The sequence below is a fragment of the Pseudomonas sp. R25(2017) genome (assembly GCF_002112565.1).
Taxonomy (GTDB): domain Bacteria; phylum Pseudomonadota; class Gammaproteobacteria; order Pseudomonadales; family Pseudomonadaceae; genus Aquipseudomonas; species Aquipseudomonas ekonensis.
The window spans coordinates 326,351-347,331 of the sequence record NZ_NEHZ01000003.1; the positions used below are offsets into that span (position 1 = coordinate 326,351).

General features: G+C 66.0%; 16 protein-coding genes. 9 read left to right on the forward strand and 7 right to left on the reverse strand.

Translation table 11 applies throughout. The annotated features are described in order from the left end of the window. The first annotated feature begins 172 nt into the window (after positions 1–172). From lepA to pdxJ, 6 genes are all read left to right on the forward strand, one after another. Complete coding sequence (gene lepA, locus CAG31_RS05965) at positions 173–1,969, forward strand: translation elongation factor 4 (protein WP_085578845.1); 1,797 nt, start codon at positions 173–175, stop codon at positions 1,967–1,969. 9 nt (positions 1,970–1,978) lie between these two features. Further along, the gene (gene lepB, locus CAG31_RS05970; protein ID WP_085578847.1) at positions 1,979–2,833 is read left to right on the forward strand and encodes a signal peptidase I; all 855 of its coding nucleotides are present in this window, start codon (positions 1,979–1,981) and stop codon (positions 2,831–2,833) included. Between the two features lie 182 nt (positions 2,834–3,015). Continuing rightward, on the forward strand, positions 3,016–3,705 hold the full coding sequence (gene rnc / locus CAG31_RS05975) for a ribonuclease III (RefSeq protein ID WP_085578849.1): 690 nt from the start codon (positions 3,016–3,018) through the stop codon (positions 3,703–3,705). Continuing rightward, complete coding sequence (gene era, locus CAG31_RS05980; protein WP_085578852.1) at positions 3,698–4,600, forward strand: GTPase Era; 903 nt, start codon at positions 3,698–3,700, stop codon at positions 4,598–4,600. Before rnc ends, era begins: the two co-directional genes overlap by 8 nt. A gap of 167 nt (positions 4,601–4,767) precedes the next feature. Next, a complete protein-coding gene (gene recO, locus CAG31_RS05985) occupies positions 4,768–5,457 on the forward strand; it encodes a DNA repair protein RecO (RefSeq protein ID WP_085578854.1) in 690 nt (229 codons plus the stop codon). Positions 5,458–5,504: 47 nt separating this feature from the next. Further along, entirely contained in the window at positions 5,505–6,248 is a 744-nt protein-coding gene (pdxJ, locus tag CAG31_RS05990) for a pyridoxine 5'-phosphate synthase (protein WP_085578856.1), read from the forward strand. A 243-nt stretch (positions 6,249–6,491) separates the two neighbouring features. Here pdxJ and mltF read toward each other — a convergent pair whose 3' ends face one another. Beyond that, positions 6,492–7,952: a membrane-bound lytic murein transglycosylase MltF gene (mltF, locus tag CAG31_RS05995; RefSeq protein ID WP_085578858.1), complete on the reverse strand. Its 1,461-nt coding sequence runs from the start codon at positions 7,950–7,952 to the stop codon at positions 6,492–6,494. 286 nt (positions 7,953–8,238) lie between these two features. On the opposite strand from mltF, the gene purL reads away from it, so the two are divergent. The 3 genes from purL (at position 8,239) to CAG31_RS06010 (ending at position 13,040) form a co-directional block, all read left to right on the forward strand. Continuing rightward, positions 8,239–12,135: a phosphoribosylformylglycinamidine synthase gene (purL, locus tag CAG31_RS06000; protein WP_085578860.1), complete on the forward strand. Its 3,897-nt coding sequence runs from the start codon at positions 8,239–8,241 to the stop codon at positions 12,133–12,135. A gap of 4 nt (positions 12,136–12,139) precedes the next feature. Then, the gene (locus CAG31_RS06005; RefSeq protein WP_085578862.1) at positions 12,140–12,451 is read left to right on the forward strand and encodes a YqfO family protein; all 312 of its coding nucleotides are present in this window, start codon (positions 12,140–12,142) and stop codon (positions 12,449–12,451) included. A 292-nt stretch (positions 12,452–12,743) separates the two neighbouring features. After that, positions 12,744–13,040 (forward strand): hypothetical protein, encoded by a 297-nt coding sequence (locus CAG31_RS06010; RefSeq protein WP_085578864.1) that lies wholly within the window; start codon positions 12,744–12,746, stop codon positions 13,038–13,040. Between the two features lie 25 nt (positions 13,041–13,065). Here CAG31_RS06010 and nagE read toward each other — a convergent pair whose 3' ends face one another. From nagE to CAG31_RS06040, 6 genes are all read right to left on the reverse strand, one after another. Continuing rightward, the gene (gene nagE / locus CAG31_RS06015) at positions 13,066–14,781 is read right to left on the reverse strand and encodes an N-acetylglucosamine-specific PTS transporter subunit IIBC (protein ID WP_085578866.1); all 1,716 of its coding nucleotides are present in this window, start codon (positions 14,779–14,781) and stop codon (positions 13,066–13,068) included. Positions 14,782–14,804: 23 nt separating this feature from the next. After that, a complete protein-coding gene (ptsP, locus tag CAG31_RS06020) occupies positions 14,805–17,321 on the reverse strand; it encodes a phosphoenolpyruvate--protein phosphotransferase (RefSeq protein ID WP_085578868.1) in 2,517 nt (838 codons plus the stop codon). Between the two features lie 35 nt (positions 17,322–17,356). Further along, the gene (locus CAG31_RS06025; protein ID WP_139831430.1) at positions 17,357–18,379 is read right to left on the reverse strand and encodes an SIS domain-containing protein; all 1,023 of its coding nucleotides are present in this window, start codon (positions 18,377–18,379) and stop codon (positions 17,357–17,359) included. After that, positions 18,360–19,466 (reverse strand): N-acetylglucosamine-6-phosphate deacetylase, encoded by a 1,107-nt coding sequence (nagA, locus tag CAG31_RS06030; RefSeq protein WP_085578872.1) that lies wholly within the window; start codon positions 19,464–19,466, stop codon positions 18,360–18,362. The genes CAG31_RS06025 and nagA overlap by 20 nt, the downstream gene beginning before the upstream one ends. Positions 19,467–19,506: 40 nt before the next feature. Next, complete coding sequence (locus CAG31_RS06035; protein ID WP_085578874.1) at positions 19,507–20,238, reverse strand: GntR family transcriptional regulator; 732 nt, start codon at positions 20,236–20,238, stop codon at positions 19,507–19,509. Positions 20,239–20,633: 395 nt separating this feature from the next. Next, positions 20,634–20,981: DUF6124 family protein (locus tag CAG31_RS06040; protein ID WP_085578876.1), on the reverse strand; the 348-nt coding region annotated here is incomplete at its 5' end.

Below are 20,981 nucleotides of genomic sequence, written 5' to 3' on the forward strand. Positions count from 1 at the left end.
TGAACGAGGTTTCATCCGCGCTTTAGCCAAGAGGACGCCCCGGTCGACAGACCGGGGCGTTTTTGCATGCAATCGGAGTGACAGGCGAACGTGACGCTTGCGCCGTGTATCAGGTACAATTCCCGGCTATTTTTCGGCGGGCCAAGCCTGCAGCCTTTTTGAGTGTTGATCCGTGAGTGATTTGAGTCATATCCGCAATTTCTCCATCATCGCCCACATTGACCATGGCAAGTCGACGCTGGCCGATCGTTTCATCCAGATGTGCGGCGGCCTGGCCGACCGCGAAATGGAAGCCCAGGTGCTGGATTCCATGGATCTGGAGCGTGAGCGCGGGATCACCATCAAGGCCCACAGCGTCACCCTGTACTACAAGGCCAAAGACGGCGTCACCTATCAGCTGAACTTCATCGACACCCCGGGCCACGTCGACTTCACCTACGAAGTCAGCCGTTCCCTGGCGGCCTGCGAAGGCGCGCTGCTGGTGGTCGACGCCGGCCAAGGCGTCGAGGCCCAGTCCGTGGCCAACTGCTACACCGCCATCGAGCAGGGCCTGGAGGTCATGCCGGTCCTGAACAAGATCGACCTGCCGCAGGCCGAGCCTGAGCGCGTGAAGGACGAGATCGAGAAGATCATCGGCATCGACGCCACCGACGCCGTCACCTGCAGCGCCAAGACCGGCCTGGGCGTCGACGACGTGCTCGAACGCCTGGTGAACACCATCCCTGCGCCGACCGGTGAGATCGACGCGCCGCTGCAGGCGCTGATCATCGACTCCTGGTTCGACAACTACCTGGGCGTCGTCTCCCTGGTGCGCGTGCGTCACGGCCGCGTGAAGAAGGGCGACAAGATCCTGGTGAAATCCACCGGCAAGGTGCACCTGGTCGACAGCGTCGGCGTGTTCAACCCGAAACACACCGCCACCGCGGACCTGAAGGCCGGCGAAGTGGGCTTCATCATCGCCAGCATCAAGGACATCCACGGTGCCCCGGTCGGCGACACCCTGACCCTCAGCTCGACCCCGGACGTCGAAGTGCTGCCGGGCTTCAAGCGCATCCAGCCGCAGGTCTACGCCGGTCTGTTCCCGGTCAGCTCCGACGATTTCGAGGATTTCCGCGAAGCGCTGCAGAAGCTGACCCTCAACGACTCGTCGCTGCAGTACACCCCGGAAAGCTCCGACGCCCTGGGCTTCGGCTTCCGTTGCGGCTTCCTCGGCATGCTGCACATGGAGATCATCCAGGAGCGCCTGGAGCGCGAATACGACCTGGACCTGATCACCACGGCGCCGACGGTGATCTTCGAGCTGGTGCTCAAGACCGGCGAAACGATCTACGTCGACAACCCGTCGAAGCTGCCGGACGTCTCGGCCATCGAAGACATGCGCGAGCCGATCGTGCGGGCCAACATCCTGGTGCCGCAGGAGCACCTGGGCAACGTCATCACCCTGTGCATCGAAAAGCGCGGCGTGCAGGTCGACATGCTGTTCCTCGGCAACCAGGTGCAAGTGACCTACGACCTGCCGATGAACGAAGTGGTGCTCGACTTCTTCGACCGCCTGAAATCCACCAGCCGCGGCTATGCTTCGCTGGACTACCATTTCGATCGTTACCAATCGGCTAATCTGGTGAAGCTGGACGTGCTGATCAACGGCGACAAGGTCGACGCCCTGGCGCTGATCGTGCACCGTGACAATTCGCACTTCAAAGGTCGCCAGTTGACCGAGAAGATGAAAGAGCTGATCCCGCGGCAGATGTTCGACGTGGCCATCCAGGCCGCCATTGGCGGCCAGATCGTTGCCCGGACAACCGTCAAGGCACTCAGGAAGAACGTATTGGCCAAATGCTACGGCGGTGACGTGAGCCGTAAGAAGAAGCTGCTGGAGAAGCAGAAGGCCGGTAAGAAACGCATGAAACAGGTCGGCAACGTGGAGATTCCGCAGGATGCCTTCCTCGCCGTGCTCAGGTTGGAATAATCAGGTCCTATGTCACTAAATTTCCCGCTGTTGCTGGTCATCGCCGTGTTCGTCTGCGGCCTGTTGGCGTTGCTCGATCTGTTGATCCTGGCACCGCGTCGGCGTGCTGCCATCGCTTCCTACCAGGGCAGCGTCAGCCAGCCTGACGGTGTGGTGCTGGAGAAGCTGAACAAGGAGCCGCTGCTGGTCGAGTACGGCAAGTCGTTCTTTCCGGTGCTGTTCATCGTGCTGGTGCTGCGTTCGTTCCTGGTGGAACCGTTCCAGATCCCGTCCGGCTCGATGAAACCGACCCTGGACGTCGGCGACTTCATCCTGGTGAACAAGTTCTCCTACGGCATCCGCCTGCCGGTGATCGACAAGAAGGTCATCGAGGTCGGCGACCCGCAGCGGGGCGATGTGATGGTGTTCCGCTACCCGAGCGACCCGAACGTCAACTACATCAAGCGTGTGGTCGGCCTGCCGGGCGACACGGTGCGCTACACCGCCGACAAGCGCCTGTTCGTCAACGGCGAGTCGGTGGCCGAGCAACTGGTCGGCTCCGAGCCGGGCACCCTGGGCAGCGCCGAGCTGTACAAGGAAAAGCTCGGTGCCGCCGAGCACCTGATCCGCAAGGAAATGAGCCGTTACCGCGCCACGCCGGACCGTTCGTGGACCGTGCCGGCCGGGCACTACTTCATGATGGGCGACAACCGCGACAACTCCAACGACAGCCGCTACTGGGACGATCCGAGCATTCCGAAGGATCTCCTGGGCATGGTCCCCGACCGCAACATCGTCGGCAAGGCCTTCGCGGTCTGGATGAGCTGGCCGGAACCGAAACTCAGCCACCTGCCGAACTTCTCGCGGGTCGGCCTGATCAAGTAATCACACACGGCGCTGTTGACCACAGCGCCGAATGCATTTCTGGCGCCGGCACAATCGGCCCGGGGCATGAAGCCAACGATAGTCAGGACGTTATATTTGAACACAGCGTTAATTGTTCCAGGCCTGCGCCGCAATCCGGCGATGGCGGTGGAGTCCAGCCACGAACTCAGCGTGGGTAAACCGTGAGCGTTTCTTTGAGCCGTCTGGAGCGCAAGCTCGGATACACCTTCAAGGACCAGGAACTGATGGTCCTGGCCCTCACGCACCGCAGCTTTGCCGGACGCAACAACGAGCGTCTGGAATTCCTCGGCGATGCGATCCTCAACTTCGTCGCAGGCGAGGCGCTGTTCGAGCGCTTCCCGCTGGCCCGTGAAGGCCAGCTGTCGCGTCTTCGCGCCCGGCTGGTGAAGGGCGAGACCCTGGCCGTGCTGGCCCGCGGCTTCGACCTGGGCGACTACCTGCGCCTGGGCTCCGGCGAGCTGAAGAGCGGCGGGTTCCGCCGCGAATCGATCCTGGCCGACGCCCTCGAAGCCCTGATCGGCGCGATCTACCTCGACGCCGGCATGGAAACGGCCCGCGAGCGCGTGCTGGCCTGGCTGGCCGGCGAGTTCGAGGGCCTGACGCTGGTGGACACCAACAAGGATCCCAAGACCCGTCTGCAGGAATTCCTGCAGTCGCGCAGCTGCGAACTGCCGCGCTACGAGGTGGTGGACATCCAGGGCGAGCCGCACTGCCGAACCTTCTTCGTCGAGTGCGAAGTTGTCCTGTTGAACGAAAAGAGCCGCGGGCAAGGCGTGAGCCGCCGGATCGCCGAACAGGTGGCCGCCGCCGCCGCACTGATCGCCCTGGGCGTGGAGAATGGCAATGACTGAATCAACCGCAACACGCTGTGGCTATGTCGCCATCGTCGGCCGCCCCAACGTGGGCAAGTCCACGCTGCTCAACCACATCCTCGGCCAGAAGCTGGCGATCACCTCGCGCAAGCCGCAGACCACCCGCCACAACATGCTCGGCATCAAGACCGAGGGTGACGTGCAGGCGATCTACGTCGACACCCCCGGCATGCACAAGGGCGGCGAAAAGGCCCTGAACCGCTACATGAACAAGACCGCCTCGGCGGCGTTGAAAGACGTCGACGTGGTGATCTTCGTGGTCGACCGCACCAAGTGGACCGAAGAGGACCAGATGGTGCTCGAACGCGTGCAGTTCGTGACCGGCCCCTTGATCGTCGCGCTGAACAAGACCGACCGCATCGAGGACAAGGCCGAGCTGATGCCGCACCTGTCCTGGCTGCAGGAACAGCTGCCGAATGCGCAGATCATCCCGATCTCGGCGCAGCACGGGCACAACCTCGACGCGCTGGAAAAGGTCATCGCCGACCACCTCCCGGAAAACGATCACTTCTTCCCGGAAGACCAGATCACCGACCGCAGCAGCCGTTTCCTCGCCGCCGAGCTGATCCGCGAGAAGATCATGCGTCAGCTGGGTGCCGAGCTGCCGTACCAGATCACCGTGGAGATCGAAGAGTTCAAGCAGCAGGGCAAGACCCTGCACATCCACGGCCTGATTCTGGTCGAGCGCGACGGCCAGAAGAAAATCATCATCGGCGACAAGGGCGAGCGCATCAAACGCATCGGCACCGAGGCGCGCAAGGACATGGAGCTGCTGTTCGACTCCAAGGTCATGCTCAACCTGTGGGTGAAGGTGAAGGGCGGCTGGTCCGACGACGAGCGCGCACTGCGTTCGCTGGGCTACGGCGACCTGTAAGCCCTGGGCTTGCGCTGCGCCGCAACCCCTTCTGTGGGAGCGGGCTTGCCCGCGGATGCGATGGATCAGTCAAAGCGTCGGTCGACTGATACGCTGCATTTGCGGGCGAGTTCGCTCCCACAGTGATTTTGGCCATGTGAACAACCGCGTTTTCGCATAAGGTCCCCATGTCGCACACTCCGCCTCCCGCCCAGCCTGCCTACGTCCTGCATTCGCGCGCCTACCGCGAAACCAGCGCGCTGGTGGATTTCCTCACGCCGCAAGGCCGGCTGCGGGCGGTGCTGCGCGGTGCGCGGGGCAAGGCCGGCACGCTGGCGCGGCCGTTCGTGCCGCTGGAGGTCGAGTTCCGCGGGCGCGGTGAGCTGAAGAACGTCGGACGCATGGAGAGCGCCGGCACCGCCGTCTGGCTCAACGGCGAGGCGCTGTTCAGCGGCCTCTATCTCAACGAGCTGCTGATCCGCCTGCTGCCCGCCGAAGACCCGCATCCGTCGGTATTCGATCACTACGCCGCCACGCTGCTGGCCCTGGCCGAAGGCCGGCCGCTGGAGCCGCTGCTGCGTTCGTTCGAGTGGCGCCTGCTGGATGACCTGGGCTACGGCTTCGCGCTGAACACCGACATCCACGGCGAGCCTATCGCCCCGGACGGGCTCTACCGCCTGCAGGTGGACGCCGGTCTCGAACAGGTGCACCTGCTGCAGCCGGGGCTGTTCAACGGCACCGAACTGCTGGCCATGGCCGACGCCGACTGGTCGGCGCCCGGTGCGCTGTCGGCCGCCAAGCGCCTGATGCGCCAGGCCCTGGCCGTTCACCTGGGCGGCCGTCCCCTGGTCAGCCGCGAGCTGTTTCGCAAGTCCTGATCAGCCCGTATGCTGTGCGCCGAATCCCTCAATTCAGGAGCGCATCCGTGACCACCAGCAATCGCATTCTTCTCGGCGTGAACATCGACCACGTCGCCACCCTGCGCCAGGCCCGGGGCACGCGTTACCCGGATCCGGTCAAGGCGGCGCTGGACGCGGAAGAGGCGGGCGCCGACGGGATCACCGTGCACCTGCGCGAAGACCGCCGACACATCCAGGAGCGCGACGTGCTGCTGCTCAAGGACGTGCTGCAGACCCGCATGAACTTCGAAATGGGCGTCACCGAGGAAATGATGGCGTTCGCCGAGCGCATCCGTCCGGCGCACATCTGCCTGGTGCCGGAAACCCGCCAGGAACTGACCACCGAAGGCGGCCTCGATGTGGCCGGGCAAGAGGCGCGGATCAAGGCGGCGGTGGAGCGCCTGTCGAAGATCGGCAGCGAAGTGTCGCTGTTCATCGACGCCGACGAGCGGCAGATCGCCGCCTCCAAGCGGGTGGGCGCACCGGCCATCGAACTGCACACCGGGCGCTATGCCGACGCCGAAACCCCGGCGGATGTGGCCGAGGAGCTCAAGCGCGTGGCCGACGGCGTAGCGTTCGGTCTGGCCCAGGGGCAGATCGTCAACGCCGGCCACGGCCTGCACTACCACAACGTCGAGGCGGTCGCGGCGATCAAGGGCATCAACGAGCTGAACATCGGCCATGCGCTGGTGGCCCATGCGCTGTTCGTCGGCTTCAAGTCCGCCGTGTCCGAAATGAAGGCGCTGATCCTGGCTGCCGCCAAGGCCTGAGCACCGCCGTTCCTGCCTTGTCTTGCGCTGGCCGCAATCGCCAGCAGGCTGGCTCCCACAGGGGGCTAGGGTGGAGGCAGAGTCTGCGGTAGCCGCAAGACAAGGTGGCTGCAATCGCCAGCAGGCTGGCTCCTACAGGGGGGCTAGGGTGGATGCAGAGTCTGCGGTGACAGCAAGACAAGGTGGGAGCCAGCCTGCAGGCGATTGCGTCAGTCGAGGCGCCGCTGTCGCATCAGATTGGGGTCAGAGCGGCGCAGGTTCCTGCGCCGGCTTGGACTTGTCGATGCCCGGCACGTGCAGGTTGCCCTCGGCCACTTGCGTGCCTTCAAGCTGCGGCTGGGTCACCCAGGTGAGGATGTCGTAGTAGCGGCGGATGTTCGCCACGAAGTGCACCGGCTCGCCGCCCCGGGCGTAGCCGTAGCGGGTCTTGCTGTACCACTGCTTCTGCGACAGGCGCGGCAGCATCTTCTTCACGTCCAGCCATTTGTCCGGGCTCAGGCCCTCGCGGGAGGCCAGCTTGCGCGCGTCGTCGAGGTGGCCGATGCCGACGTTGTAGGCCGCCAGGGCGAACCAGGTGCGGTCCGGTTCCTGGATCGATTCGTCGAGCTGGTCCTTCATGTAGGCCAGGTACTTGGCGCCGCCCATGATGCTTTGCTTGGGATCCAGGCGGTTGGACACGCCCATGGCCTGGGCCGTGTTCTGGGTCAGCATCATCAGGCCGCGCACGCCGGTCTTGGAGGTGACCGCCGGTTGCCACAGCGATTCCTGATAGCCGATGGCGGCCAGCAGGCGCCAGTCGACCTTCTCTTTCTTGGCGTAGGTCTTGAAGTGCTGTTCGTATTTGGGCAGGCGCTGCTGCAGGTGCTGGGCGAAGGTGGTGGCGCCCATGTAGCCGAGGACGTCGACGTGGCCGTAGTAGCGGTCCTTGAGGCGCTGCAGGGTACCGTTCTTCTGGGCCTTGTCGAGGTAGGCGTTGATCTCGTTGAGCAGGCTGTTGTCTTCGCCGGCCGCCACCGCCCAGCTCTGGCTGCGGGCGTCGCCCAGGTCGAAGGCCACGCGCACGTTGGTGAAGTACACCTGGTTCATCGCCACTTCGTTGGAGTCGACCAGGGTCAGGTCGATCTGGCCTTCGTCGACCATGCGCAGCAGATCGACCACCTCGACGGCGTCCGACTCTTCGTATTCGATGCCGGGGTACTTGCGCTTCAGCTCGGCCAATTGCTCGGCGTGGGTGCTGCCCTTGAGCACCATGATCTTCCTGCCGACCAGGTCGCCCGGTTCGGTGGGGCGCGATTGGCCGTTGCGGTAGATGACCTGCGGGGTGACTTCGAGATAGGGATGGGAGAACCGCACCTGCTTGGTGCGCTGTTCGCTGCTGACCAGGCCGGCGGCGGCCAGCACCGGGCCGTTGGGCTTGCCGACCTGGTCGAACAGGTCGTCGAGGTTGTCGGCGGTCTCGATCTTCAGCTCGACCCCCAAATCGTCGGCGAAGCGCTTCACCAGCTCGTATTCGAAGCCGGTTTCACCGCTGCGATCCTGAAAGTAGGTGGCGGGGCTGTTACGGGTGATGACCCGCAGCACGCCGTCCTCCTTTACGCGCTCCAGGGTGTTGGGTTTGTCAACACAGCCACTGAGCATCAGGAAGAGTCCGGTGGCGATCAGCCATTTGGCGTATCGCGGACGCAAAGCCGTTGGGAAAAACATGTGCGCAGTATACGCAAAGGACCGTGAGCGCCATATCTCGACAGTCGAAGGGTTGTCTGATAGAGCCCTGAAAACCGCCCGCAGCCCCACGGGAACGGGCTCTTGCGGCAATTTGTTACAGCATGGGTGGGGGCGTGTCCCGCCATGCCGGAATTTGACCTCGAAGGCAGGAACGGCGGGCTTTTCACGGGTGCTACCGTGTGTAGCGTTTCGGGTGATGTTGGAGGCGGTTTTAGGCTAGAATGCACGGCCTCAAAGCACACCCCTTCCCGAGGCTGTCCCGAAGATGTTGATCCTGCGCGGCGCTCCTGCCCTTTCTGCCTTTCGCCACAGCAAACTCCTTGAGCAACTGAGCCAGAAGGTTCCGGCTGTCAGTGGCCTGTATGCTGAATTCGCTCACTTCGCCGAAGTCACCGGCGTCCTGACCGGCGACGAACAGCAGGTGCTTGCGCGCCTTCTGAAATACGGCCCAAGCGTTCCGGTACAAGAGCCGACCGGCCGTCTGTTCCTGGTGCTGCCGCGTTTCGGCACCATCTCGCCCTGGTCGAGCAAGGCCAGCGACATCGCCCGCAACTGCGGCCTGGGCAAGGTCCAGCGCCTGGAGCGCGGCATCGCGTTCTACGTGGCCGGCCAGTTCAACGACGCCGAGGCGCAGCTGATCTCGGACGCCCTGCACGACCGCATGACCCAGATCGTCCTGGGCAACCTGGAGCAGGCTGCCGGTCTGTTCAGCCACGCCGAGCCCAAGCCGCTGAGCGCCGTCGACATCCTCGGCGGCGGCCGCGCCGCGCTGGAGAAAGCCAACACCGAGCTGGGCCTGGCCCTGGCCGAAGACGAGATCGACTACCTGGTCAACGCCTTCGTCGGCCTCAAGCGCAACCCGCACGACATCGAACTGATGATGTTCGCCCAGGCCAACTCCGAGCACTGCCGTCACAAGATCTTCAACGCCAGTTGGGACATCGACGGCGAGAGCCAGGAAAAAAGCCTGTTCGGCATGATCAAGAACACCTACCAGATGCACAGCGAAGGCGTCCTGTCGGCCTACAAGGACAACGCCTCGGTGATCGTCGGCAGCGTGGCTGGCCGCTTCTTCCCCGATCCTGAGACCCGCCGCTACGGCGCGGTGCAGGAGCCGGTGCACATCCTGATGAAGGTCGAGACCCACAACCACCCGACCGCGATCGCCCCGTTCCCGGGCGCGTCCACCGGCTCCGGCGGCGAGATCCGCGACGAAGGCGCCACCGGCCGCGGCGCCAAGCCGAAGGCGGGCCTGACCGGCTTCACCGTGTCGAACCTGCAGATCCCGGGCTTCGAACAGCCGTGGGAAGTGCCGTACGGCAAGCCTGAGCGCATCGTCAACGCCCTGGACATCATGATCGAAGGCCCGCTGGGCGGCGCCGCGTTCAACAACGAATTCGGCCGTCCGGCCCTGACCGGCTACTTCCGTACCTTCGAACAGTCGATCGCCACGCCTCACGGCGACGAAGTGCGCGGCTACCACAAGCCGATCATGCTGGCCGGCGGCATGGGCAACATCCGCGAGCAGCACGTGCAGAAGGGCGAGATCGTGGTCGGCTCCAAGCTGATCGTGCTCGGCGGCCCGGCGATGCTGATCGGCCTGGGCGGCGGCGCGGCCTCTTCCATGGCCACCGGCACCAGCTCGGCGGACCTGGACTTCGCTTCCGTGCAGCGGGAAAACCCGGAAATGGAGCGCCGTTGCCAAGAGGTCATCGACCGCTGCTGGCAACTGGGCGACAAGAACCCGATCAGCTTCATCCACGACGTCGGCGCGGGCGGCCTGTCGAACGCCTTCCCTGAGCTGGTCAACGACGGCGGCCGCGGCGGCCGCTTCGAACTGCGCAACATCCCGAACGACGAGCCGGGCATGGCCCCGCACGAAATCTGGAGCAACGAGTCCCAGGAGCGTTACGTGCTGGCCGTAGGCCCTGCCGACTTCGATCGCTTCCAGGCGATCTGCGAGCGCGAGCGCTGCCCGTTCGCCGTGGTCGGCGAAGCCACCGCCGAACCGCAACTGACCGTCACCGACAGCCACTTCGGCAACAGCCCTGTGGACATGCCGCTGGAAGTGCTGCTGGGCAAGCCGCCGCGCATGCACCGTTCGGTGGCCCGCGAGGCTGAGCTGGGCGATGACTTCGATCCGTCGACCCTCGACGTCGCCGAGTCCATCGAGCGCGTCCTGCATCACCCGGCCGTGGCCAGCAAGAGCTTCCTGATCACCATCGGCGACCGCACCATCACCGGCCTCGTGGCCCGCGACCAGATGGTCGGCCCATGGCAGGTGCCGGTGGCCGACGTGGCCGTCACCGCCACCAGCTTCGACGTCTACACCGGCGAAGCCATGGCGATGGGCGAGCGCACTCCGCTGGCCCTGCTGGACGCTCCGGCGTCGGGCCGCATGGCCATCGGCGAAACCCTGACCAACCTCGCGGCCTCGCGCATCGGCAAGCTGTCCGACATCAAGCTGTCGGCGAACTGGATGTCCGCCGCCGGCCATCCGGGCGAAGACGCCCGCCTTTACGACACCGTGAAGGCGGTCGGCATGGAGCTGTGCCCTGAGCTGGGCATCACCATCCCGGTGGGCAAGGACTCCATGTCCATGGCCACCCGCTGGAAGGACAACGGCGAAGACAAGACCGTCACCTCGCCGATGTCGCTGATCGTGACCGGTTTCGCCCCGGTGCTCGACGTCCGCCAGACCCTGACCCCGGTGCTGCGTATGGACAAGGGCACCACCGACCTGATCCTGATCGACCTCGGCCGCGGCCAGAACCGCATGGGCGCCTCGATCCTCGCCCAGGTGCACGCCAAGCTCGGCAAGCAGGCGCCGGACGTCGACGACGCCGAAGACCTCAAGGCCTTCTTCGCGGTGATCCAGGGCCTCAACGCCGACGGTCACCTGCTGGCCTACCATGACCGCTCCGACGGCGGCCTGCTGACCACCGTGATGGAAATGGCCTTCGCCGGCCACTGCGGCCTGAACCTGAACCTGGACAGCGTCGCCGAATCCGCGGCGGAAATCCCGGCGATCCTGTTCAACGAAGAGCTGGGCGCCGTGATCCAGGTGCGCCAGGACGCCACCGCCGACATCCTCGCCCAGTTCAGCGCCGCGGGCCTTGGCGACTGCGTGTCGGTGATCGGCCAGCCGATCAACAACGGCCAGGTCAACATCGTGTTCAACGGCCAGACCGTGTTCGAAGGCCAGCGCCGCCTGCTGCAGCGCCAGTGGGCCGAGACCAGCCACCGGATCCAGCGCCTGCGCGACAACGCCGACTGCGCCGACCAGGAATTCGACGCGCTGCTGGAAGAGGACAACCCGGGCCTGAGCGTCAAGCTGAGCTTCGACGTCAACCAGGACATCGCCGCGCCTTACATCAAGAAAGGCATCCGCCCGCAAGTCGCCGTGCTGCGTGAGCAGGGCGTCAACGGTCAGGTGGAGATGGCGGCGGCGTTCGACCGTGCCGGCTTCAGCGCGATCGACGTGCACATGAGCGACATCCTCGCCGGCCGCGTCGACCTGAACGAGTTCAAGGGCCTGGTGGCCTGCGGCGGCTTCTCCTACGGTGACGTGCTGGGCGCCGGCGAAGGCTGGGCCAAGTCGGCGCTGTTCAACAGCCGCGCCCGCGACGCGTTCCAGGGCTTCTTCGAGCGCAACGACAGCTTCACCCTCGGCGTGTGCAACGGTTGCCAGATGATGTCCAACCTGCACGAGCTGATTCCGGGCAGCGAGTTCTGGCCGCACTTCGTGCGCAACCGTTCCGAGCAGTTCGAGGCGCGGGTGGCCATGGTCCAGGTCCAGGAGTCGAACTCGATCTTCCTGCAGGGCATGGCCGGTTCGCGCATGCCGATCGCCATCGCCCACGGCGAAGGCCATGCCGAATTCGAAAGCGAAGAGGCGTTGCTCGAAGCCGACCTGTCCGGTTGCGTGGCCATGCGTTTCGTCGACAACCACGGCAAGGTCACCGAAGCCTACCCGGCCAACCCGAACGGCTCGCCGCGCGGGATCACCGGCCTGACCAGCCGCGACGGCCGCGTGACGATCATGATGCCGCACCCGGAACGCGTGTTCCGCGCCGTGCAGAACTCGTGGCGTTCGGACGACTGGAACGAAGACGCGCCATGGATGCGCATGTTCCGCAACGCCCGCGTCTGGGTGAACTGAGGCCGTGCACAAGCTCGCCTTCTTTGTGCCCGACAGCCATGTGGAAACGGTGAAAACCGCCGTTTTCGCAGCCGGCGGCGGGCGCATCGGCCAGTACGACAGCTGCGCCTGGCAAGTGCTGGGCCGGGGCCAGTTCCGTGCGCTGGACGGCAGCCGGCCGTTCATCGGGCAGGTGGGCCAGGTCGAAACGGTCGAGGAATGGAAAGTCGAGCTGGTGGTGGCGGATGACCTGATCCACGCCGCAGTCGCGGCGCTCAAGGGCAGCCATCCCTACGAGACACCGGCCTATGAGGTGTGGCGGCTGGAGGATTTCTGATCCTCTGGCGGTCGAAACGAAAAACCCGCTGAACGTCCGTTCAGCGGGTTTTTTGTTGCTGCGGCAAAGGTCGGATCCCCATGGAGGCTGGCGTAAGGCTGTCAGGCCTCTCAGGTTCAGGTTGCGGGCGCATCGGGCCCTCATGGATCTGTCTGGCGAAGGCGATGCCCAGATTGAAATCGCGACGCGGCGGCCGGTTTCAGCCGGCGACCTGTAATTTCTGACAGTGGCGCATTCGCCGGTTAGCGTGTCTGATGGACGTTCCTCTACGTCGGCCAGAAGGAGCTCTGTGATGGCTTCACATCATTCGGCACCCACCATCACGTCGGTGAAGGACGTCAACGGCAATGAGATCGGGCACGGGGACGCAGTCCTGCGCTCGGTGGTGACCGTCCATGGCACCGGCGCCAGAAGCGAACTCATCAGAATCTTCGACAACCAGGTGCTGGCCGGGAAAGCCTTTGCCGGCATCAACGGGCTGTGGTCGTGCCGTCTGTCCGGGCTCGATGCGGGGCGGCACAGCGTGACCGCGAAAAGCGCGACGGGCGCCTCGCCGGCCAGGCCGTTCGTCGTCAAGGCTTCCCCGTGATGCACCGCACCTGAGTGCCGCCGGTTCAGACCCTTGCGCTGACCTCGCTGCGGCTGACCAGCGCTTCGATCGCCTTGCTCAAGCCCGGCGCCCGTTCCCCGGCCAGCAAATGCCAGACGCCGTCCTCCAACTGGCTGACCCCGAGGCACCCCAGTTCCTTCAGGCGGATCTCGGACAAGCCTTTGCCGTCGGCCAGTTGCAGGCGGATCCGGGTCAGGGCGATGCAGTCCAGCTGCAGCACATTGTCACTGCCGCCCACGGCATCCAGCCATTGCAGGGCTTCAGCGGGGGCCACGGCCACGGGCCTAGGGGCCTCGACGGCCGCTGCCGCAGCGGCCATCCGGCCAGAGCCGGAGGCCGGCATCGCCAGGCGGATCTCATCGGCAATGCTGTCGGCCAGCGGCCCGACCACCACCTGCAGACTGCCGCCCTTGCCCGGACGCACCACGGCCATGGCGCCCAGCGCCTTCAGGTCAGCGTCCGAGGCCTTGTCGCGATCGACCATCTCCAGGCGCAGGCGGGTGGTGCAGGCGCCGACGGTCAGCAGGTTGGCAGCGCCGCCGAGCGCCTTGATGTAGGCCCCGGCCCGCTCGTTCTCGCCGATCGCCGCCTTGTCCGTGGCGACCGCGTCCTCACGGCCCGGCGTCTTCAGGTTGAAGCGGCGGATGCAGAAATCGAACACGGCGTAGTACACCACCGCATACGCCAGCCCTACCGGCACCACGAGCCAGCCGTTGGTTGACTTGCCCCAGCCCAGCACCATGTCGATGAAGCCGCCGGAGAAGGTGAAGCCCAGATGGATGTTCAGCGCGTTGGTGATCGCCATCGACAGCCCGGTCAGCAGCGCATGCAGCAGGTACAGCAGCGGGGCGAGGAACATGAAGGCGAATTCGATGGGCTCGGTGACGCCGGTCAGGAACGAGGTCAGGGCCATCGACAGGAAGATCCCGCCCATCACCTTGCGCCGCTCCGGCAGGGCGTTGCGGTACATCGCCAGGCACGCGGCGGGCAGGCCGAAGATCATCATCGGGAACATGCCGGTCATGAACTGGCCGCCCTTCGGGTCGCCGGCGAAGTAGCGCGACAGGTCGCCCGTGACCAGCGCCCCGGTGGCCGGGTCGGTGAAGTTGCCGAACACGAACCACGCCATGTTGTTGAGGATGTGGTGCAGGCCGGTGACGATCAGCAGGCGGTTGAACACGCCGAACACAAACGCGCCGAAGCTGCCGCTTTCCATCATCAGGCTGCCGAAGGCGTTGATACCGTGCTGGATCGGCGGCCAGATATAGCCGAACAGCACGCCCAGGCCCACCGCCGCGAACCCGGTGACGATCGGCACGAAGCGCCGTCCGCCGAAGAACGCCAGGTACTCCGGCAGCTTGATGTCCTTGAAGCGGTTGTACAGCGCGCCGGCCATCAGGCCGCTGACGATCCCGGCAAGCATGCCCATGTTGATGCTCGGGTCGAGCACCTTGAGGGTCGAGACCATCACCAGATAGCCGATGACCCCGGCCAGCCCCGCCGTGCCGTTGTTGTCGCGGGCGAAGCCGACGGCGATGCCGATGGCGAAGATCATCGCCAGGTTGGCGAAGATCACTTGGCCGGCGTCGTGGATGATCGCGATGTTCAGCAGGTCAGTGTCGCCCAGGCGCAGCAGCAGGCCGGCGATCGGCAGGATCGCGATCGGCAGCATCAGGGCGCGGCCCAGGCGTTGCAGGCCTTCGATGAAGAGTTGGTACATGGCGTTTGTCCTTTTTGTTGTTGTCAGCGCAGCGGCCAATGTTGATGACAGGCATGGCGCACCGCCGCGGCGCTACTCAGCTTGAGCAGGTCGTGGGCGAGGCGTCGGCATTCGGTTTCTTGCACCTGACGCACGCGGTCCTTGATCTCGCCGATCTGCACCGGGCTCACCGACAGCTCGCGCACGCCCAGCCCGACCAGCACCGGCGTCGCCAGCGGATCCGACGCCAGCGCGCCGCAGACCCCGACCCAGCGCTTGTGCACCGCCGCGCCTGCGCAGGTCATGGCGACCAGCCGCAGCAGCGCCGGGTGCAGCGCATCGACCCGCGCGGCGAGGCCCGCGTGGTCGCGGTCCATGGCCAGGGTGTACTGCGACAGGTCGTTGGTGCCGATGGAGAGGAAGTCCGCGTGCTCGGCCAGTTGTTCCGCTTGCAGCGCAGCGGCGGGGACTTCGATCATCACGCCGATCTCCGGGCGCCGGGCGATGCCCAGTTCGCCGCACAGGGCATCGACGCGCCGGCGAATGTGCAGCAGCTCGTCGACCTCGGTGACCATCGGCAACAGGATCCGGCAGCGCTCCAGCGGGCGGGTCTGCAGCAGGGCGCGCAATTGCTGGTCGAGGATCTCGGGGCGGGCCTGAGCCAGGCGGATGCCGCGCAGGCCGAGCACCGGGTTGGCTTCCGGCGGCAACGGCAGGTAATCGAGCTGTTTGTCGCCGCCGACGTCGATGGTGCGGATGATCACCGGCTTGTCGCCCATGGCGTCGAGCACGGCTTGATAGGCGGCGCGCTGTTCCTCTTCGGTCGGCGCGGTGTGGCGGTCGACGAACAGGAACTCGGTGCGCAGCAGGCCGACGCCGTCGGCGCCGTTGGCCAGGGCGTCCGCCGCCTCGGCGCTGGAGGCGACATTGGCCGCCACGTCGATGGACACGCCGTCGAAGGTCGCTGCGGGTTGGTGGGCGCGCAGCTGTTGGGCGGCACGGCGCTCTTGGCGCTCCTGGCGGATCTGCCCGACCTGCGCCAGACGCTCAGCGCCCGGCACCAACTCCAGACGGCCGCCGTCGGCATCCAGCACCACCGCTTGGCCTTGCTCCTGATCCAACAGCGCAGCGCCCAGGGCGACGAGGCAGGGCAGGCCTTTGCCCCGGGCAAGGATCGCCACGTGGGAGGTGGCGCCGCCCTCGGCCATGCACAGCCCGGCCACGCCTTGGCCGCTCAGTTGCAGCAGGTCTGAAGGCGTCAGTTCGTGGGCGGCGACGATGGCGCCGGCGGGCACGTCGTAATGCCACGCCTCGCCGAGCAGGGCGCGCAGCACCCGCTGCCGGAGGTCGCGCAGGTCGTTGGCGCGTTCGGCCAGCAGCGCGCTGCCGGTCTGTTGCAGCACCTGGCACTGCGCGTCGATGGACTGGCTCCAGGCATGGGTCGCGGCGCTGCCGCCGTCGATGGCCTGCGCAGCGGCGTCGAGCAGGGCCGGGTCTTCCAGCAGCGCCAGGTGGGCGGCGAAGATCGCTTCTTCGTCGGTGTTGCCGAGCCTTTTGGCCTGGGCGAGGGTGCCGTCGATCTCCTGGCGCACCTGGTTCAGGGACGCATCGAAGGCTTGCCGTTGGCCGGCGGGATCATGGCCGCCGGCGTCGGGCGGCAGGCTGATGGCATTGAGTTTGAACAGCGGCCCGTCGACCAGCCCCGGCGCGGCGCACACGCCTTGCAGCACGCCGGCCTCGGCCGGGCGCTTGGGCGCGGAGTGGCTGGCCGGCGCCACGGCGGCGTGTCGGTCCTCCGGCAAGGCAGTGGCCAGCGCGGCGAGCAGGGCTTGCAGCGCCGCGTCGGCGTCCGGCCCCTGACAGCTCACCTGCACCTCATCCTGTTCGCCGACGGCCAGCCCCATCAGGCCGATGAGGCTGTTGCACGGCGCCGACTTGCCGGCGAAGTGCAGTTGCGAGCGGCTCTGGAACCCTTGCGCGGTCTGGCGGATCAGCGCCGCCGGGCGCGCATGCAGGCCGCCGCGGTGGGCGACCCGCACCTGTGCGCGCACCTCGGGGCCCTCACGCTCCTCGGTGTTCGCCGCCTGAGGCGTGCGGGCGATGATGTGCAGCAGCGGCTCGCCCACCTTCACGTGCTTGAGGGTGATCGGCCGGGCCTGGAAATCCTCGCTGTTGGTCAGGATCAGCAGGCTCACCAGGCTCTTGCAGCGGCGTGCGACCTTGTCCACGTCATAGCGCAACAGCGGCTGGCCCTTGCTGACCCGGGCGCCTTCCTTGACCAGCACGGAAAAGCCTTCGCCCTGCAGCTCGACCGTGTCCAGGCCCAGGTGCAGCAGCAGTTCGGCGCCGTTGTCGGCGCGCACGGTGAGCGCGTGGCCGGTGCGGGCGACATGGATCACCACGCCTGCGCACGGTGAGTGCAAGGTGTCGTTCAGCGGATCGATGGCGATGCCGTCGCCCATCGCGCCGCCGGCGAACACCGCGTCCGGGACTTTGGCGAGCGTGAGCACCGGGCCGCTGAGCGGGGCGCTTAAGGTCAGCTCTTTATTGTTGTTGTGCATGGCTCGGTCTCATCAGGAAAACGTTCGGTTCGGACTCAGTGGGTGCGCGTGACTTTGCTCAGGTGACGCGGCTGGTCCGGATCCATGCCCCGGGCCACGGCCAGGCCGGCGGCCATCACGTAGAAGCTCTGGATGGCCAGGATCGGGTCCAGGGCCGGGTGCTCGGCCCGGGTCAGGGTCAGGTCGCGTTCGAGCACGTCGTCCGGCGCGGCCAGCAGCACTCGGGCGCCGCGCTGGCGCATGTCGGCGGCCAGGCTCAGCAGGCCGGCCTGCTCGGCGCCGCGGGGGGCGAACACCAGCAACGGGTAGTTCTCGTCGATCAGGGCCATCGGGCCGTGGCGCACTTCGGCGCTGCTGAAGGCTTCGGCCTGGATCGCCGAGGTTTCCTTGAACTTCAGCGCAGCTTCCTGGGCGATGGCGAAACCGGCGCCGCGGCCGATCACCATCAGGCGCTCGCAGTCGCGCAGGGCGTCGACGGCCACGGTCCAATCTTGTTTCGCCGCCTCACGCAGGCCGGCGGGCAGCGCATTGTGGGCGTCCAGCAGTTCCGGATCCTCTTTCCAGTGGCCGATCAGCCGGGCGCTGGCGCTGAGGGTGGCGATGAAGCTCTTGGTGGCGGCGACGCTGCTTTCGGTGCCCGCCAGCAACGGCAGGCTGAACTCGCACGCGGCCTCCAGGGGCGAGGCTTCGGCGTTGACCATGGCGATGCTCAGGGCGCCGCGCTTGCGCAGCAGGCGCAGGCTGTTGACCAGGTCCGGGCTCTGGCCCGACTGGGAAAACGCGAACGCCACCTGGCCGCTGACCTTGAGCGGCGCCTGCTGCATGGTCACCACCGACATCGGCAGCGAGGCCACCGGAATGCCCAGCTGCTGCATGGTCAGGTAGGCGAAGTAGCTGGCCGCATGATCGGAACTGCCGCGGGCCACGGTCATCGCCACCTGCGGCGGCTGACGGCGCAGGCGTCCGGCGATCTCGGTCATCGCTGCGTCGAGCTGATTGAGTTGCGCCTGCACGGCTTCATGCGAGGACAGCGCCTCTTCAAGCATTTTTGAAGTCAATGTCTTCTCCTTCGACCATGACGGCGGTCAGTGTGAGCGAGCGGTCCAGCCGCACGCAGTCGGCCCAGGCCCCCGGTTGCAGGCGCCCGCGTTCGGTGATGCCGAGGTAGTCGGCGGGAAATTGCGACAGGCGCTGCGAGGCTTCGGCGATCGGCAGGCCGATCTTCACCAGGTTGCGCAGGGCCTGATCCATGGTCAGGGTGCTGCCGGCCAGGGTGCCGTCCGGCAGGCGCACGCCGCCCAGGCACTTGGTCACGGTGTGGCTGCCCAGCTTGTACTCGCCGTCGGGCATGCCGGCGGCGGCGGTGGAGTCGGTGACGCAGTACAGGCACGGGATCGAGCGCAGGGCCACGCGGATCGCACCGGGGTGCACGTGCAGCAGATCCGGGATCAGCTCGGCGAACTTCGCGTGGGCCAGCGCCGCGCCGACGATCCCCGGTTCGCGGTGATGCAGCGGGCTCATGGCGTTGTACAAGTGGGTGAAACTGGTGGCGCCGGCCTCCAGCGCCGCCACGCCTTCCTCGTAGCTGCCCAGGGTATGGCCGATCTGCAGGCGGATGCCCCGGGCGCTCAAGGCGCGGATCAGCGCATCGTGCCCGGCGATCTCCGGGGCGATGGTGATCACCCGGATTGGCGCCAGCGCCAGGTATTGCTCGACCTCGGCCATCAGCGCGGTGTGGGCGAAGTTCGGCTGGGCGCCGAGTTTGCCGGGGTTGATGTAAGGGCCTTCCAGGTGCACGCCAAGCACCCGGGCGGCGTTGTTTGGCCGCTGTTCGCAGAACGTGCCGAGCGCTTTCAGCACGCTGGCGATCTCGGCGCTCGGTGCGGTCATGGTGGTGGCCAGCAGCGACGTGGTGCCGAAGCGCACGTGGGTCTTGGTGATGGTCTCGAAGGCCACGGCGCCTTCCATGATGTCCTTGCCGCCGCCGCCGTGGACGTGCAGGTCGATGAAGCCCGGCAGCAGGTAAGGCAGGTCGTTGTCGGCCGGATCGCAGGGCACGCCCTCGATGGACACGACCTTGCCGTGTGCGTGGATCAACCGGCCGCGGACCCAGCCGTGGGCGGTGAGGATGTTGTCTTCGGACATGTTCGGGTCTCTCGTTCGGCTGCCTGACGGCGCAGCTTTTTTATCTACGAAGCTCTGCAACAAAGTCGTAGTAGTCGTTGCGGCAATAGGTGTCGGTGACTTCGATGGGCGTGTTGTCTTCGAGGTAGCCGACCCGGGTCATCAGCAGCATGGCGGTGCCGGGGGCGATGCCGACCAGCGCGGCGAACTCGTCAGAGGCGTTGATCGCCTGGATGTGCTGCAGCGCCCGGACAATCGGCTTGCCGATGCCGTCGAGGTATTCGTAGAGCGAATCGCCCACGGCCTGGGGCTTGGGCATGATCGAGGCGGGCAGGGTGCTCATCTCGATGGCCATCACCGTGTCGTCGGCTTTGCGCAGGCGCTTGAGCCGCGCCACCTTGTCGTTGGGCGACAGGCCGAGGCGGATCAGTTCTTCGTGGGTCGGCAGGGTGATGTCCCGCTCCAGCCACTGCGAGCTGGGCACGAAACCCTTGAGCCTGAGCATTTCGCTGAAGCCCGACAGGCGTGACAGGGGTTGTTCGAGGCGCGGGGTGATGAAAGTGCCGGAGCCTTGCAGCCGGCGGATCAGTCCTTGGTCGAGCAGGACTTCCAGGGCCTTGCGCGCGGTCACCCGGGAAATCCCCAAGGACTCGCTTAAGTTGCGCTCCGACGGCATCGCCTGCTCGGCTTTCCACTGGCCGGCATGGATGGCCGCTTCCAGGTTGCGCGCCAGTTGCAGGTACAGCGGCGTCGGCTGGGCCTCGTCGGGGCGCAGGGCGTGGAGGTCGTTCATGGCGGTGGTTTCCGGCGCGGGTTGGGGTTGTTGTGGTGCGCTTGTGGGGCGGAAGCTAATACCACTTGAATACCATGTCAACGCACCGGATCGGCCATAAAGCCAGTGGATTCGGGGTGTTTGGGCGGGGTGGTTTCAAGTGGTATTAGAGGTGGGCTTGCCGGCGCAAAAAATCGCCGTCTGCGGCCGTGTTGCGCCGGCGAGTGGTATCACCCCGGCAGGCGTTGTCGCGAAAGGTGATCGATCAAAAATATTTTTGAAGACGACCAGCGGTGGCAGGACTGAGTCTTTGTGGGAGCCAGCAGGCTGGCGATACCGGTGGGTCAGTCGAATGTGATACCGGCTGATACGTCACCATCGCCAGCAGGCTGGCTCCCACAGGGTTTTGCGTCTGCTCAAAGGGCCGCGTCGGCCTTCAGCTCCAGGCTGTCCAGCACCCGGTTCACCGCCAGTTCGCCGAGCATGATCAGCTGTGCGATGCCTTGCGCCGTATGCCGGTGCTGACCGTCCAGCAGCCCCGCAAAGTTGTTGGCCATGACCTTGGCCGAGGTCAGGGTCTCGCAGGCGTCGGCCAGCAGTTCCTCGTTGTCGGCGGCGGGTGCGATGGCGTAGAGCTTGCTGATCTTCAGCGTAGAGCCGGGGACGGCAATCGGGTTGAGGTAATGGTCGAGGGCGCGCTCGGCGGCTTCGTTGAGCTTGCGCGAGTCGGGGGATTCGTAGGGGGAGGTGGGGTCGGTTTCGGG

Coding starts and splice junctions, on each gene's coding strand:
- lepB (WP_085578847.1), top strand. CDS start 1,979: ATGTCACTAAATTTCCCGCTGTTGCTGGTCATCGCCGTGTTCGTCTGC.
- era (WP_085578852.1), top strand. CDS start 3,698: ATGACTGAATCAACCGCAACACGCTGTGGCTATGTCGCCATCGTCGGC.
- recO (WP_085578854.1), top strand. CDS start 4,768: ATGTCGCACACTCCGCCTCCCGCCCAGCCTGCCTACGTCCTGCATTCG.
- mltF (WP_085578858.1), bottom strand. CDS start 7,952: ATGTTTTTCCCAACGGCTTTGCGTCCGCGATACGCCAAATGGCTGATC.
- purL (WP_085578860.1), top strand. CDS start 8,239: ATGTTGATCCTGCGCGGCGCTCCTGCCCTTTCTGCCTTTCGCCACAGC.
- CAG31_RS06010 (WP_085578864.1), top strand. CDS start 12,744: ATGGCTTCACATCATTCGGCACCCACCATCACGTCGGTGAAGGACGTC.
- nagE (WP_085578866.1), bottom strand. CDS start 14,781: ATGTACCAACTCTTCATCGAAGGCCTGCAACGCCTGGGCCGCGCCCTG.
- ptsP (WP_085578868.1), bottom strand. CDS start 17,321: ATGCACAACAACAATAAAGAGCTGACCTTAAGCGCCCCGCTCAGCGGC.
- nagA (WP_085578872.1), bottom strand. CDS start 19,466: ATGTCCGAAGACAACATCCTCACCGCCCACGGCTGGGTCCGCGGCCGG.
- CAG31_RS06035 (WP_085578874.1), bottom strand. CDS start 20,238: ATGAACGACCTCCACGCCCTGCGCCCCGACGAGGCCCAGCCGACGCCG.